Origin of the sequence: Streptomyces rubellus, assembly GCF_036323805.1 — a bacterium.
In the GTDB taxonomy this organism is placed as follows: Bacteria; Actinomycetota; Actinomycetes; order Streptomycetales; family Streptomycetaceae; genus Streptomyces.
In genome coordinates, this window is sequence record NZ_JAZDCX010000026.1 from 82997 (window position 1) to 97302 (window position 14306).

General features: G+C 74.6%; 13 protein-coding genes. 10 read left to right on the top strand and 3 right to left on the bottom strand.

The genetic code is table 11. The features are described from left to right. Nucleotides 1–79 precede the first annotated feature (79 nt). Nucleotides 80–901, top strand: coding sequence for a hypothetical protein (locus V1L54_RS24945; RefSeq protein WP_330120368.1), 822 nt, complete (start codon nt 80–82; stop codon nt 899–901). Between the two features lie 111 nt (nt 902–1012). Here the strand turns inward: V1L54_RS24945 and disA are convergent, their stop codons facing one another. Both disA and radA read right to left on the bottom strand, forming a co-directional pair. Then, the gene (disA, locus tag V1L54_RS24950) at nt 1013–2113 is read right to left on the bottom strand and encodes a DNA integrity scanning diadenylate cyclase DisA (protein WP_330120369.1); all 1101 of its coding nucleotides are present in this window, start codon (nt 2111–2113) and stop codon (nt 1013–1015) included. A 114-nt stretch (nt 2114–2227) separates the two neighbouring features. Continuing rightward, nucleotides 2228–3676 carry a DNA repair protein RadA gene (gene radA / locus V1L54_RS24955; protein WP_330120370.1) on the bottom strand — a complete coding sequence of 483 codons (1449 nt, stop codon included), beginning with the start codon at nt 3674–3676 and terminating at the stop codon, nt 2228–2230. A 225-nt stretch (nt 3677–3901) separates the two neighbouring features. Here radA and V1L54_RS24960 point away from each other — a divergent pair, with 225 nt between their 5' ends. Beyond that, nucleotides 3902–5575 (top strand): BACON domain-containing protein, encoded by a 1674-nt coding sequence (locus V1L54_RS24960; RefSeq protein WP_330120382.1) that lies wholly within the window; start codon nt 3902–3904, stop codon nt 5573–5575. Here V1L54_RS24960 and V1L54_RS24965 read toward each other — a convergent pair. After that, on the bottom strand, nt 5563–6294 hold the full coding sequence (locus tag V1L54_RS24965) for a DUF3109 family protein (RefSeq protein ID WP_330120383.1): 732 nt from the start codon (nt 6292–6294) through the stop codon (nt 5563–5565). The genes V1L54_RS24960 and V1L54_RS24965 overlap by 13 nt on opposite strands. Before the next feature lie 209 nt (nt 6295–6503). Here V1L54_RS24965 and V1L54_RS24970 point away from each other — a divergent pair, with 209 nt between their 5' ends. From V1L54_RS24970 to proC, 8 genes are all read left to right on the top strand, one after another. Then, nucleotides 6504–7451 (top strand): Ppx/GppA family phosphatase, encoded by a 948-nt coding sequence (locus V1L54_RS24970; protein ID WP_330120371.1) that lies wholly within the window; start codon nt 6504–6506, stop codon nt 7449–7451. Nucleotides 7452–7555: 104 nt separating this feature from the next. Continuing rightward, entirely contained in the window at nt 7556–8386 is an 831-nt protein-coding gene (locus V1L54_RS24975; RefSeq protein WP_330120372.1) for a sugar phosphate isomerase/epimerase family protein, read from the top strand. Beyond that, complete coding sequence (locus V1L54_RS24980) at nt 8383–9093, top strand: TetR/AcrR family transcriptional regulator (protein ID WP_443076782.1); 711 nt, start codon at nt 8383–8385, stop codon at nt 9091–9093. The genes V1L54_RS24975 and V1L54_RS24980 overlap by 4 nt, the downstream gene beginning before the upstream one ends. Before the next feature lie 172 nt (nt 9094–9265). Continuing rightward, nucleotides 9266–11104 carry a dihydroxy-acid dehydratase gene (gene ilvD / locus V1L54_RS24985; protein ID WP_330120373.1) on the top strand — a complete coding sequence of 613 codons (1839 nt, stop codon included), beginning with the start codon at nt 9266–9268 and terminating at the stop codon, nt 11102–11104. A gap of 43 nt (nt 11105–11147) precedes the next feature. Then, nucleotides 11148–11672, top strand: a complete 525-nt coding sequence (locus V1L54_RS24990; RefSeq protein WP_330120374.1) for a hypothetical protein — start codon at nt 11148–11150, stop codon at nt 11670–11672. Between the two features lie 121 nt (nt 11673–11793). After that, nucleotides 11794–12552 carry an ABC transporter ATP-binding protein gene (locus V1L54_RS24995; protein ID WP_330120375.1) on the top strand — a complete coding sequence of 253 codons (759 nt, stop codon included), beginning with the start codon at nt 11794–11796 and terminating at the stop codon, nt 12550–12552. Further along, entirely contained in the window at nt 12549–13286 is a 738-nt protein-coding gene (locus V1L54_RS25000; RefSeq protein WP_330120376.1) for an ABC transporter permease, read from the top strand. Before V1L54_RS24995 ends, V1L54_RS25000 begins: the two co-directional genes overlap by 4 nt. A 133-nt stretch (nt 13287–13419) precedes the next feature. Next, complete coding sequence (gene proC, locus V1L54_RS25005) at nt 13420–14232, top strand: pyrroline-5-carboxylate reductase (RefSeq protein ID WP_330120377.1); 813 nt, start codon at nt 13420–13422, stop codon at nt 14230–14232. Nucleotides 14233–14306: the final 74 nt, after the last annotated feature.

Sequence of the window (14306 nt, forward strand, 5' to 3'; positions counted from 1 at the left end):
GTAAGGTTTCCGCGTGGGATCTCTGCGCAAACCGGTCGGGCCCCTGCCTTCCTCGATCTACTGGCGGCGAAGGGCGGTTGTGCTTGCGCTCCTGTTGTGCCTGGCGCTGCTCGTCATATGGGCCGTCGGATCCGGCGGCCCGGGCGGTGGCGGCGGTGACGACCAGGGCCGGGAGCGGGGCGGCGACGGGACCGTCAGCTCCATCACCCCCGGGCCGACCTCCTCCGAGTCACTGATCAGCGAACGCCCCGGCGGACGCGAGGAGGAGGTGGGTGGCGGCACCGGCGGTACGGGCGGTGGCGACACCGACGGCGCCCGGGGCGGTACGGGCTCCGGAGGCGGTGGCACCGGTGACTCCGGCGCGAACGGCGGCGGTTCGGACGGTGCCGGCCCGGACGGCGCCGCCGGTTCGGGCGCCGGCGGCGCGGACACCGGGGTCTCGGGCGGCGCCGAGGCCGTCCCGGCCGGCTCCCCACTGCCGGACTGCCGTCCCGGCTCGGTCGAGACGACCCTGCGCAGCACCGAGAACCGGTACGCGCCGGGCGAGAAGCCCGTCTTCCGGCTGACCGTGCGGAACGGGGGCGACAGCGCCTGCAAGGTCGACTTCGGCGGCGGCGCCACCGTCTTCACCGTCATCGAGGCCGGAGACGACGACAAGGGCGGCAAGGGCGACAAGAAGGTATGGCAGTCCGACGACTGCCCGAAGGGCGCCCGCTCGGCCCACTACCGGGTCCCGGCGGGCGGAACGGCCGTCCGCACCCTGGAGTGGGACCGCCGGCACAGCGATCCGGCCGGGTGCGCCACCCCGGGCGCCGCCGCCAAGGCGGGCACCTATCTGGTCGAGGCCCAGGTGGCGGGGCTGGAGAAGGCCCGCACCTCGTTCGTGCTCACCAAGGACTGACGGACCGAAGGACCGCGGGACCGGCCGGCGGACCGGAGGTGGGGGACGGTGACGGCCGGGCGCGTACGGCGCCCGGCGGGACGCGGCCGTACCGCCGTGAGTGACCCGGCGTCAGACGTACCGCTCCAGGATCGACGACTCCGCCAGCCGCGACAGCCCCTCGCGGACCGACCTGGCCCGCGCCTCCCCCACGCCGTCGACGGTCTGCAGATCGTCGACGCTCGCGGCCAGCAGCTTCTGCAGCCCGCCGAAGTGCTCCACCAGCCGCTCGATCACGGTGTTCGGCAGCCTGGGCACCTTCGCCAGCAGCCGGTAACCGCGCGGCGAGACCGCGGAGTCCAGTGTCTCGGGGGACCCGCTGTACCCCAGCGCCCGCGCCACGGTGGGCAGTTCGAGCAGCTCGGTGTGGGTCAGCCGGTCCAGCTCGGCCAGCGCCTCGCCGACCGTGCGGGACCGCTTGGCGCTCGGCTCGGGCACGTAGTCGCGGGCGACCAGCTCGCGCTCGGGCTCCACACCCGCGATCAGCTCGTCGAGCTGGAGGGAGAGCAGCCGTCCGTCGGTGCCCAGCTCCACCACGTACTCGGCGATCTCCGTGGCGATCCGCCGGACCATCTCCAGCCGCTGCGCCACCGCGGAGACGTCACGGACCGTCACCAGGTCCTCGATCTCCAGCGCGGAGAGGGTGCCCGCCACCTCGTCCAGCCGCAGCTTGTACCGCTCCAGCGTGGCCAGCGCCTGGTTCGCCCGGGACAGGATCGCCGCCGAGTCCTCCAGGACCCGCCGCTGGCCGTCGACGTACAGGGCGATCAGCCGCATCGACTGACTGACCGACACCACCGGGAAACCCGTCTGGATCGACACCCGTTGCGCGGTGCGGTGCCGGGTGCCGGTCTCCTCCGTCGGGATCGAGGCGTCCGGGACGAGCTGTACGCCCGCCCGCACGATCTTGGTGATGTCCTTGTCGAGGATCAGCGCGCCGTCCAGCTTGCACAGCTCGCGCAGCCGCGTGGCGCTGAACTCGACGTCCAGCACGAAACCGCCGGAGCACAGCGCCTCGACGTGCTTGTCCATGCCCAGCACGATGAGTCCGCCGGTGTTCCCCCGCAGGACGCGCTCCAGGCCGTCGCGCAGGGCTGTGCCCGGCGCGACCGCGCTCAGTGAGGCGCGCAACAGGCCGTCGGCGCCGGCTGCTGCCCGGTCGTTGGCTGCCACGGCACTCCTTCTGGTCGTGCGTACGTACGGGCGAGACCAGGGCAAAGTCTACCGGCGGTAGTCGGCCCCGTGTGGTGCGCTCCGCCCGGACGGGCCGAGGCGCCGGGCCACGGGTCAGCCGTCGCCCCGTCCGGAGCCCTGTCCGCCGGGCCGTCCGGCGTCCCCTTCCCCGGCCCGCGCGGACCGCGGGGGCCGCGCGGGCAGCACCCGCAGCGCCTCCCCGATGTCCGCGACCTCCAGCACCCGCATCCCGGCCGGCACCTTCCCCGGATCGGCCGGCACCAGGGCGTGGGTGAAACCCAGCCGGGCCGCCTCGGCCAGCCGCCGCTGCACCCCCGTGACCCGCCTGACCTCGCCCGCCAGCCCCACCTCGCCGATCGCCACCAGGTTCTTCGGCAGCGGGACGTCGCTGGCGGCGCTGGCCAGCGCGAGCGCCATGGCCAGGTCCGCGGCGGGCTCCGACAGCCGCACCCCGCCGACGGTGGCGGTGTAGATGTCCCGCTTGCCCAGGGCGCTGATCCGGCCGCGCTGCTCCAGCACGGCCAGCATCATCGACACCCGGGAGTTCTCCAGCCCGGAGGTGGTGCGCCGCGGCGAGGGGATCTGGGAGTCCACCGTCAGCGACTGCACCTCGGCCACCAGCGGACGGCGGCCCTCCAGGGTGACGGTCAGACAGGTGCCGGGCACCGGCTCGTCGCGGCGGGTGAGGAACAGCCCCGACGGATCGGCCAGACCGGTGATGCCCTCGTCGTGCAGCTCGAAGCAGCCGACCTCGTCGGTCGCTCCGTAGCGGTTCTTCACCCCGCGCACCAGCCGCAGCCGGGCGTGCCGGTCGCCCTCGAAGTGCAGCACCACGTCCACCAGGTGCTCCAGCAGCCGCGGTCCGGCGATGGCGCCGTCCTTGGTGACGTGGCCCACGAGCAGCGTGGACATCCCGCGCTCCTTGGAGGCCCGGATCAGCGCCCCGGCCACCTCCCGCACCTGCGCCATCCCGCCCGGCGCGCCGTCGATCTCGGGAGAGGCCACCGTCTGCACCGAGTCCAGGACGAGCAGCCCGGGCTTGACCTCGTCGAGATGACCCAGGACCGCGGCCAGGTCCGTCTCGGCGGCCAGGTACAGGTGGTCGGCTATCGCCCCGATCCGGTCCGCCCGCAGCCGCACCTGCCCGGCCGACTCCTCACCGGTGACGTACAGGGTGGGGTGCTCGGCGTCGGCCGCCTTGGCCGCCACGTCCAGCAGGAGCGTCGACTTGCCCACGCCCGGCTCGCCCGCCAGCAGCACCACCGCGCCGGGCACCAGCCCGCCGCCCAGTACCCGGTCCAGCTCGGGCACACCCGTACCGCGCGCGGTGGCCACCTGCCCGTCCACCTGCCCGATGGGCAGCGCGGGGGACGAGACCCGGCCGGGCGCGGTGGTGCGGACGGCCGGGGTGCCGCCGCTCTCCTCGACGGTGCCCCAGGCCTGGCACTCCGGACAGCGGCCGAGCCACTTGGCGGTGGTGTAGCCGCACTCGGTGCAGCGGTAGGCGGGACGGTCCTTCGCGGACGACTTGCGGGCAGCCATGGCCTCACGGTAGCCGGAGCGGCTGACAACCGGTCCCGGCCGCCGGTCCGGCCCGGTTCCGGCCACCGGACACCGGGACCGGCGGCGGACGCCGTCCGGGCCGCTCCGCGCCGCGGGTTCCGTGCCGCGCCTCCCGTGTTCCACCGCCGATGGTCACCCGTAAGGGTTAAACCCACCCGAGCAGGGCCGGTGAGCCCCGGCCTTCCGCCTACGGTCGGCTGGGTGATGAACACTCGGCGCGAGCACCCCACGCACACCACCGGCGCACACCCGGCGCACCGTGGCACGCACCGCACCGCGCCGCGGCCGGGGGAGTCCCCCGACCTCTGCATGGACCATCTGGACGGGCTGTTCACCTACTGCCTGTCCGTCATGTGCGAGCACGAGGCGGCCGTCGCCGTCCTCGGCGAGGCGCTGGCCGTCGCCGACCGGCGCCGCCGGCGCGGCCGCGCCCCGGCCGACACCGCACTGCACCGGGCCTGGCTGTACGCGCTGGCCCGGTGGACCTGCCTGCGGCGGCTCGCCGAGCGGCCGGGGCTGCCCGAGCCGGCCGAGGCCACCGGCCCCCTCGCCACCGAGCGCCGCCGCGAACTGGCCTCGCTCGCCTGGCCGGAGGCCGCCGGCACCGGTCCCGAGCAGCGCGAGGCCCTGGAGCTGGCGGTACGCCACCAGCTGCCGGTCCACGAGGTCGCCGCCGTACTCGGGCTGGGCCACGACGCCGCCGGGCTGCTGCTGTCCAGCGGCGCCTGCGAGGTGGAGCGCACCCGCACCGCGCTCGCCGTCGTCGACCGGGGCGGCTGCCCGGCCGTCGCCCGGCTCGCCGAGGGCCGGGAGATGCTGCTGGACAGCACGCTGAGCCGGGAGCTGGTGCGGCACGTGGACGAGTGCGGCGAGTGCCGCCGCACCGCCGAGCGGGTCCTGGCGGGCGGTCCCTGGCCGGGCACCGCTCCCGCGGACGCCGGCGCGCTCACCGTCCTGAGGGCGCCGGTCGAGGAGGTGCGCGCCGCGACGCTCGCCGCGCAGCGTGCCCGAAGCCGCCGCGTCCCGCGCTTCGACCGGCGCGGCTTCCCCGCCGGCCCGGGGGGCCGCGCCGAGCACTTCGCGCGGCTGCGCCGCCGCGCCGCGGTCGCCGTGGTGGTGGCGGCCCTCGTCACCGCCCCCGCGCTGGCCCTGTGGACGGCGTACCGGGGCACACCGGAGGACGGCGGTCCGGGCGGGACCCAGGTCTCGGCGGCCGAGCGGGGCGGCTCCGGCGGGCGGCACGGCGCCCCCCACGGGGACGGCGGCCGGCCCGGGAGCGACACCCTCCGGGACGGGAGCGGCGGTGTTCGCGTCGACGTCGACGTGACCGGCGTGGACGGCCGGAAGGGCTCCGCGGGCGGCCCGGACCGGCCGGGGGGACCGGAAGGGCCGGGAGAAGGGGAGGCACCGGGGCGGGACGACCGCACGGGGCCGGGCCGGCTGACCGTCGGGGCGCGGCCCGCCGGCGGCGCCACCCTCGTCGTCCTCACCGCCTCGGGCGGCGAGCGGGTCCGCTGGACGGCCCGGACGGACGCCTCCTGGCTGCGGCTGAGCCGCACCCGGGGGACACTGCGGCCCGGCGAGTCGGTCACCGTCACGGTCACCGTGGACCGGGGCCGGGAGCCCGCGGGCGCGTGGAGCGCCCGCATCGCGGTCGATCCGGCGAAGGCGGTGGTCACCCTCCGGGGGCAGGGGAGCCGGGGGGAGGGGGACGCCCCGGCGCCCGCCGAGGAGCCGCCGGCCGAGCCCGAGCCGACGCGGGAGCCCGCCGAGGAGCCCCCGGCCGAACCGCCCGCCGAGCCCTCCGACCCGCCGCCCGCCGAGCCCTCCGCACCCCTTCCCGGGGAGGCCGGCCCCGGGCCCGGTCAGCAGGGCTGACCGGGCCCGCCGTCCGCCGGGTGCGGCACCGGCGGCGCCTGCGCCGCCAGCCGTTCCTCGCACAGCTCCACCAGCCGCTCGTACCCCGCCGGGCCCATCAGCTCCGTCAGCTCCGGCCGGTACGAGACGTACACCGGCTCGCCCGCACCGTGCGCGGACGGCGCCCCCGTGCACCACCAGTGCAGGTCGTGCCCGCCCGGGCCCCAGCCGCGGCGGTCGTACTCGCCGATCGAGACGTACAGCCGCTGCTCGCCGTCCGGCAGTTCCACCCACTCGAAGGTGCGCCGGATCGGCAGCTGCCAGCACACGTCCGGCTTGGTCTCCAGCGGCTCGCGCCCCTCCCGCAGCGCCATCGTGTGCAGGGCGCAGCCCGATCCGGCGGGGAAGCCGGGCCGGTTGAGGAAGATGCACGCGCCCCGGTGCAGCCGGGTCTGCCGCTCGCCGTCCTCGGTCACCTCGGTCCAGCCGCGCCCGGATGTGCCCTCCGCGTGGAACTGCCACAGCTCGGGAGTGAGCCGCGCCACGTGCGCCGCCACGCGCTTCTCGTCATCCTCGTCGGAGAAGTGTGCGCCCAGCGTGCAGCAGCCGTCGCTCGCACGCCCCGCGCTGATCCCCTGGCACCCCTGGCCGAAGACGCAGTGCCAGCGGGAGGTCAGCCAGGTCAGGTCACAGCGGAACACCTGCTCCTCGTCCGCCGGGTCCGGAAACTCCACCCACATCCGGGCGTGTTCCAGGGGGACCTCCTCGCCCGCCGCCCGGCGCCGCTCACCCCCCACGTTCCGGCCGCCGCCCGAGTCACTGCCCGGGTCGTCGTCCGGGCCGCTGTCTGGGTTGTAGGAGTTCGCCGTTTTCGTCTTCGTCACGCACCCAGGGTATGCACCCCCGCCCGGTCCATGGTCCTCACCCGGTCGCAGTAGCGTGGCCCCTTATGAGACTCGGTGTCCTCGACGTGGGTTCGAACACGGTGCATCTGCTGGTGGTGGACGCGCACCCCGGCGCCCGCCCCCTGCCCGCCTACTCCCACAAGGCGGAACTGCGCCTGGCCGAACTCCTCGACGACGACGGCGCCATAAGCCCCCACGGGATCGAGCGGCTCGTCGCCACCGTCCGCGAGGCGCTGGAGGTGGCGGAGGACAAGGGCGTGGAGGACCTGCTGCCGTTCGCCACCTCCGCCGTCCGGGACGCCGCCAACGCCGATCTGGTGCTCCGGCGGGTGGCCGACGAGACGGGCGTGGCGCTCCGGGTGCTGTCCGGCGAGGACGAGGCGCGGCTGACCTTCCTGGCCGCCCGCCGCTGGTTCGGCTGGTCGGCCGGCCGGCTGCTGGTCGTCGACATCGGCGGCGGTTCGCTGGAGATCGCCTACGGCATCGACGAGGAGCCCGACACCGCGGCCTCGCTGCCCCTGGGCGCGGGCCGGCTCACCGCCGCCCGGCTGCCCGGCGACCCGCCCGCCCCGGCCGACGTCCGCGCGCTGCGCCGCCACGTACGGCACGAGATCGCCAAGGTGGTCGGCGACTTCAGCCGGCTGGCGCCCCCCGACCGCGTGGTCGCCACCTCCAAGACCTTCAAGCAGCTCGCCCGGCTGGCGGGCTCCCCCGGCAACGGCGAGAGCAGCATGTACACGCAGCGCGAGCTGGACCGCGCCGCGCTGGAGGAGTGGGTGCCCAAGCTGGCCGCCATGCCCACCGCCGAGCGCGCGCGGCTCCCCGGGGTCTCGGAGGGCCGGGCCCGGCAGCTGCTGGCGGGGGCCCTGGTGGCGGAGGGCGCCATGGACCTTTTCGGCGTGGCGCGGCTGGAGGTCTGCCCCTGGGCGCTGCGCGAGGGCGTCATCCTGCGCCGGCTGGACACCCTGGCCGCCGCCGCCCCCGCCGGCTGACGGCCGGGGCGGTGCCGTGAGCTTGCCCACAACCCCGCCCGCCGGGGCGTGGAACGGCCGCCGCGGACCCGGGGATCTCCGCCGCGCGCCGTAGGCTGTTCTGCGTGGTCGATCCAGCGGTGCGTTTCCCGAAGCCGGAACCGAAGGTCGCCCTGTCCACGGCCTCCGTCTACCCGGAGACCACGGCGACGGCCTTCGAGATCGCCGCACGCCTCGGTTACGACGGGGTCGAGGTCATGGTGTGGACCGATCCGGTCAGCCAGGACATCGAGGCGCTGCGCAGACTCTCCGACTTCCACGGTGTGCCGATCCTCGCGGTGCACGCCCCCTGTCTGCTGATCACCCAGCGGGTGTGGTCCAAGGACCCCTGGAGCAAACTCCAGCGCTCCCGCGAGGCCGCCGAGAAGCTGGGCGCGGACACGGTCGTGGTGCACCCGCCGTTCCGCTGGCAGCGCGCCTACGCCCGGGAGTTCGTCCGGGGCGTGTGGCGGATGGCCGACGAGACCGACATCCGCTTCGCCGTCGAGAACATGTACCCCTGGCGCTACCGGGACCGCGAGATGCTCGCCTACGCCCCCGCCTGGGACCCGACCGAGGAGGACTACCGCCACTTCACCCTCGACCTGTCCCACACCGCCACCGCCCGCAACGACACCCTCGCCATGGTGGACCGCATGGGCGACCGGCTGGCGCACCTCCACATCGCCGACGGCAACGGCTCCGCCAAGGACGAGCACCTGGTGCCCGGCCGGGGCACCCAGCCGTGCGCCGAGGTCCTCAAGCACCTGGCGGCGAGCGGCTTCGACGGGAACGTGGTGGTCGAGGTCAACACCCGCCGCGCGATGTCCCCGGCCGAGCGCGAGGCGGATCTCGCCGAGGCGCTGGCCTACACCCGCGCCCACCTCGCCGCCGCGCCCCGGACGGCCGGGCCGTGAGCGGCGCCGGACACCCCGGGGGTCCCGGACGCCCCGGGACCGAGCCCGGGACCGGATCCTCCGGCCGTACCGCCCCGCCCGTACGCCGCCGCGGCCGCCCCACGTCGGCCGCCCGCGCGGCGGCCGGGGAGGCCGCCCGGGACCGCATCCTGGCCTCGGCCCGCACCGAGTTCGCCGAGCGCGGCTACGACAAGGCCTCCATCCGGGCCATCGCCCGCGGCGCGGACGTCGACCCGGCGCTGGTTCACCACTACTTCGGCACCAAGGAGCAGGTCTTCGAGGCGGCCGTCGAGGTCTCCTTCGCCCCCGCCAGCGAGGGCCTGCGCGCCCTGCCCGCGCACACCCCCGGCACCCTGGGCGCCCAGCTCACCCGCTTCTTCCTCGGGGTGTGGGAGAACCCGGTCACCCGCGAACCGCTGCTGGCCCTGGTCCGCTCGGCGGTCAACAACGAGACCGCGGCCCGGATCCTGCGCGCCCTGGTGACCCGGGAGCTGATGGCCACCGTCGCCCGGGAACTGGACGGCCCGGACCGGGAGCTGCGGGTGGAGCTGGCGGCCGCGCAGCTGGTGGGCACGGCGATCATGCGCTACGTGATCAAGGTCGAGCCGCTGGCCTCCGTGGATCCGGGGGAGCTGGCCGGCCGGCTGGCCCCGACCGTCCAGCACCAGCTGACCGGACCGGTGGGGGAGCGGCCCCGCGGAGGGTGAGAGGCGGGAGGGGCGGGCGGAGCGCGCCCGCCGGGCGGAAACCGTGTCTTACGATCCGGACTTTTCGTCCGCATCCCGGTCCCGGAGGCGTACGCTCGACAGCCACGGTCCACGTATGGCCGCGCACGGCCCCGCGGAAGGTCCGCACCGGCTCACGAAGGAGTGGAGCAGCATGCCCGAGCTGAGGTCCCGTACCGTCACCCACGGCCGCAACATGGCGGGTGCCCGCGCCCTCCTGCGGGCCGCCGGCGTAGCGCGCGAGGACTTCGGCAAGCCGATCGTCGCGGTGGCCAACAGCTTCACCGAGTTCGTCCCCGGCCACACCCACCTCCAGCCGGTGGGCCGGATCGTCAGCGAGGCGGTCAAGGCGGCCGGCGGCGTCCCCCGGGAGTTCAACACCATCGCCGTGGACGACGGCATCGCCATGGGCCACGGCGGCATGCTCTACTCGCTGCCCTCCCGCGACCTGATCGCGGACTCCGTGGAGTACATGGTCGAGGCCCACTGCGCCGACGCCCTGATCTGCATCTCCAACTGCGACAAGATCACTCCGGGCATGCTGATGGCCGCGATGCGGCTGAACATCCCCACCGTCTTCGTCTCCGGCGGCCCCATGGAGTCCGGCCGGGCCACCCTCGTCGACGGCACCGTCCGCAAGCTCGACCTGATCAACGCGATCGCCGACTCGGCCGACGACTCCGTCTCCGACGAGGACATGGCCCTCATCGAGGAGAACGCCTGTCCCACCTGCGGCTCCTGCTCGGGCATGTTCACGGCCAACTCGATGAACTGCCTCACCGAGGCCATCGGCCTCTCCCTGCCCGGCAACGGCTCGGTGCTGGCCACCCACACCGCCCGCCGGGCGCTGTACGAGAACGCCGGCCGCACCGTCGTGGAGATCACCCGGCGCCACTACGAGCAGGACGACGCGACCGTCCTGCCGCGCGCCGTCGGCTCCCGGGCCGCCTTCGAGAACGCCATGGCCCTCGACATCGCCATGGGCGGCTCCACCAACACGATCCTGCACCTGCTCGCCGCCGCCCAGGAGGCCGGGCTGGACTTCGGGCTGCCCGAGATCGACGCGATCTCGCGCCGCGTGCCGTGCCTGTCCAAGGTGGCGCCCAACGGCTCCTACTACATGGAGGACGTCCACCGGGCCGGCGGCATCCCCGCCATCCTGGGCGAGCTGTACCGCGCGGGCCTGCTCAACGAGGACGTGCACACCGTCCACAGCGACTCGCTGGCCGAGTGGCTCAAGACCTGGGACATCCGCGGCGGCTCCCCGTCGCCGGAGGCGGTCGAGCTGTTCCACGCCGCCCCCGGCTGCGTCCGCTCCGCCAGCGCCTTCTCCCAGTCCGAGCGCTGGGAGTCGCTGGACACCGACGCGGCCGGCGGCTGTGTCCGCGATGTGGCGCACGCCTACTCCAAGGACGGCGGACTGGCCGTCCTGCACGGCAACATCGCCGTCGACGGCTGTGTGGTGAAGACCGCGGGCGTCGACGCGTCGATCCTCACCTTCACCGGCCCGGCCGTCGTCTGCGAGTCGCAGGAGGAGGCCGTCGAGAAGATCCTGAGCAAGCGGATCAAGGAGGGCGACGTCGTCGTCATCCGCTACGAGGGCCCCAAGGGCGGACCGGGCATGCAGGAGATGCTCTACCCGACCTCCTTCCTCAAGGGCCGCGGCCTGGGCGCCAAGTGCGCGCTGATCACCGACGGCCGCTTCTCCGGCGGCACCTCGGGCCTGTCCATCGGCCATGTCTCCCCGGAGGCGGCCGCGGGCGGCACCATCGCCCTCGTCGAGGACGGCGACCTGATCGCCATCGACATCCCCGCCCGCACCATCGAGTTGAAGGTGGGCGAGGCGACCCTCGCCGCCCGCCGGGAGGCCCTGGGCGGCCGGTACGCCCCGAAGGCGCGCGACCGCAAGGTCTCCGCGGCGCTGCGCGCGTACGCCGCCATGGCCACCAGTGCCGACAAGGGCGCGGTGCGGGACGTCGACAGGCTCGGCTGACACCCCCGGTCCGGCCGGAAGCCCCGCCGTCATAATCGACACCATGAGCGAGACGCGGGAGCGCCCCGAGCCCGAGCCGATCCGTTTCTACGGCACCACCTGGGTGGACCACTCCGGTGGCTACCACGTCCGCCGGATCGTGCTCGCCCTCGGGGCGTTCGCGCTCGCCGCCGCCGGGGCCTGGGTGCTGCGGCTGGCCTACGAGGGATCGACCCTCACCGAGGGCGGCAGTGTGCTCGGCATCCTGCTCGTGGTGGCCTTCGCGCTGTCCTGCTCCATGGCCTTCAGCCGCACCCTGACCGACTACATCCGCGATCCCGCCGATCCCGCCGTCCGCGACCGGCCGGACGTCTCGATGCGCTCCATCAAGGTGGTGGGCTTCCTCGGCGTCCTGCTCGCCTACGCCCTGCGCAGCCTGGTCGAGGCACCGGGCGAGAAGCCGCGGCGCGCCGAGTACGACCGGGCCGTCGAGCGGTACGAGCGCCGCAGCGCGAGCCGTGCCGCCCGGCGCGGCAACCCCGCCGCCCGCCGCGGCTCCGCCCCGCGCCGTACCCGCCGGAAGCGCTGACGCGCCGCCGTACCCGCCGCCCCGTGTGCCCCCGTCCCGGAAGACCCCGGGCCGGGGGCACCCGCGTCTCCGCCGCCGTCGCGCTTGACGCCGCCGACACCCCGGGAGCATTATTCAACACATGATGAATTACTCTCCGGGGGCGGCCGTCCGGGCCGACGGACTCACCGTCGTACGCGGTGGCCGCACCGTCCTCGACGACCTCTCCTTCGAGGTCCCGTACGCCACCGTCACCGGCCTCCTGGGCCCCAGCGGCTGCGGCAAGTCCACCCTCATGCGCGCCGTCGTGGGCACCCAGGCCAGGGTCACCGGCACCCTGGAGGTCCTCGGCCACCCGGCCGGCACGGCACCGCTGCGCTCCCGCGTCGGCTACGTCACCCAGTCCCCCTCCGTCTACACGGACCTCACCGCCCGCCAGAACCTGGACTACTTCGCCGCCGTCCTCGGCCTGTCCCGCGACGAGCGCCACACCCAGGTGGAACGCGCCCTCGCCGACGTCGACCTCACCTCGCACGCCGACTCCCTGGCCGGAAACCTCTCCGGCGGCCAGCGCTCCCGGGTCTCCCTGGCCGTCGCGCTGCTGGGCAGCCCGGAGCTGCTGGTCCTGGACGAGCCCACCGTCGGACTGGACCCGGTGCTCCGCCGCGACCTGTGGACCCTCTTCCACCGTCTGGCCGGCGAGCGCGGCACCACCCTGCTGATCTCCTCCCACGTCATGGACGAGGCCGACCGCTGCGAGAGGCTGCTGCTGATGCGCGCCGGCCGGGTCCTCGCCGACGACACCCCCGGCGCCCTGCGTGAACGCACCCGCACCGGGACGATCGAGGACGCCTTCCTCCACCTGGTCGACACCGCCCGCGCGAAGGAGGCGGCCCGATGAACACCCGGCGCACCCTGGCCACCGCCCGCCGAGTACTGCACCAGCTCGGCCACGACCGCCGCACGATCGCGCTCCTGCTGTTCGTGCCCGTGCTGCTGCTGGTCCTGCTCTACCACGTCTTCGACGCCGACCGCCGGGCCTTCGACGGCATCGGCGCCTCCCTGCTCGGCATCTTTCCGCTGATCACCATGTTCCTGGTGACCTCCATCGCCACCCTGCGCGAGCGCACCTCCGGCACCCTGGAGCGCCTGCTGGCCATGCCGCTGGGCAAGGGCGACCTGATCCTCGGCTACGCCCTGGCCTTCGGCGTGCTCGCGGTGGCCCAGGCGGCGCTGGCCACCGGTGTGGCGATCTGGCTGCTGGACCTGGACTTCGCGGGCTCCCCCTGGCTCCTGCTGCTGATCGCGCTGCTCGACGCCCTCTTCGGCACCGCGCTCGGCCTGTTCGTCTCGGCCTTCGCCGCCACCGAGTTCCAGGTGGTCCAGTTCATGCCCGCGCTGATCTTCCCCCAGATCCTGCTGTGCGGCCTGTTCGCGCCGCGCGACAGCATGCAGCCCGTCCTGGAGGCCGTCTCCAACGTGCTGCCCATGTCCTACGCGGTCGACGGCATGAACGAGGTGCTGCGCAGCACCGACGTCACCGGCGACTTCCTCCGCGACGTGGCCGTCGTCGCGGGCAGCGCCGCCCTCGTCCTCGTCCTCGGCGCGGTCACCCTCCGCCGCCGCACCGCCTGACCACGTCCGTCACACGGGACGCCGCCGAACGCCCCTGCCCGCCAGTCGGACGCCGAGGCGGCCACCCCGTAACGGGTGCGAGGATTGCGGCGCAACCGTGTACGCACCGGATCCCGGCAAGGTGAGTCCTCCCATGACCCAGAAGATCGCCATCCTCGGAGCAGGCAAGATCGGTGAGGCCCTGCTCTCGGGCATGATCCGCGCGGGCTGGACGCCCGCCGACCTCCTGGTCACCGAGCACCGCCGGGAGCGGGCCGAGGAACTGCAGACCCGCTACGGCGTCACCGCCGTCACGAACGCCGAGGCCGCCAAGACCGCCGACACCCTCATCCTGGCGGTCAAGCCGCAGGACATGGCGGCACTCCTGGGCGAGCTCGCCCCCCACGCCCACGCCGACCGGCTGGTCGTCAGCGTCGCGGCCGGCGTTCCGACCGCCTTCTTCGAGGAGCGCCTCCCCGAGGGCACCCCGGTCGTCCGGGTCATGCCGAACACCCCAGTGCTGGTCGACGAGGGCATGTCCGTGATCTCCGCCGGCACCCATGCCACCGAGGCGCACCTCCTCCGCACCGAGGAGATCTTCAAGCCGGTGGGCAAGACGCTGCGCGTCCCGGAGAGTCAGCAGGACGCCGCCACGGCCCTCTCCGGCTCGGGCCCGGCGTACTTCTACTTCCTGGTGGAGGCCATGACGGACGCCGGCATCCTGCTCGGCCTGCCCCGGGACAAGGCGCACGACCTGATCGTCCAGGCCGCCATCGGCGCCTCGGTGATGCTCCGCGACAGCGGCGAGCACCCGGTCACGCTCCGCGAGGCGGTCACCTCCCCGGCGGGCACCACGATCAGCGCCATCCGCGAGCTGGAGAAGCACGGCGTCCGCGCCGCCCTCATCGCGGCCCTGGAAGCGGCCCGCGACCGCAGCCGCGAGCTGGCCTCGGGCGGCAAGGACTAGCGATTTGGCGCACGGCATCCTGTCGTGTAATGTTCTCCGGGCTGTCACGGAGCCGCTCGGCTCCGAGCAGCTCC

Coding starts and splice junctions, on each gene's coding strand:
- radA (WP_330120370.1), bottom strand. CDS start 3,676: ATGGCTGCCCGCAAGTCGTCCGCGAAGGACCGTCCCGCCTACCGCTGC.
- V1L54_RS24960 (WP_330120382.1), top strand. CDS start 3,902: ATGAACACTCGGCGCGAGCACCCCACGCACACCACCGGCGCACACCCG.
- V1L54_RS24965 (WP_330120383.1), bottom strand. CDS start 6,294: ATGTGGGTGGAGTTTCCGGACCCGGCGGACGAGGAGCAGGTGTTCCGC.
- V1L54_RS24970 (WP_330120371.1), top strand. CDS start 6,504: ATGAGACTCGGTGTCCTCGACGTGGGTTCGAACACGGTGCATCTGCTG.
- ilvD (WP_330120373.1), top strand. CDS start 9,266: ATGCCCGAGCTGAGGTCCCGTACCGTCACCCACGGCCGCAACATGGCG.
- V1L54_RS24990 (WP_330120374.1), top strand. CDS start 11,148: ATGAGCGAGACGCGGGAGCGCCCCGAGCCCGAGCCGATCCGTTTCTAC.
- V1L54_RS24995 (WP_330120375.1), top strand. CDS start 11,794: ATGATGAATTACTCTCCGGGGGCGGCCGTCCGGGCCGACGGACTCACC.
- V1L54_RS25000 (WP_330120376.1), top strand. CDS start 12,549: ATGAACACCCGGCGCACCCTGGCCACCGCCCGCCGAGTACTGCACCAG.
- proC (WP_330120377.1), top strand. CDS start 13,420: ATGACCCAGAAGATCGCCATCCTCGGAGCAGGCAAGATCGGTGAGGCC.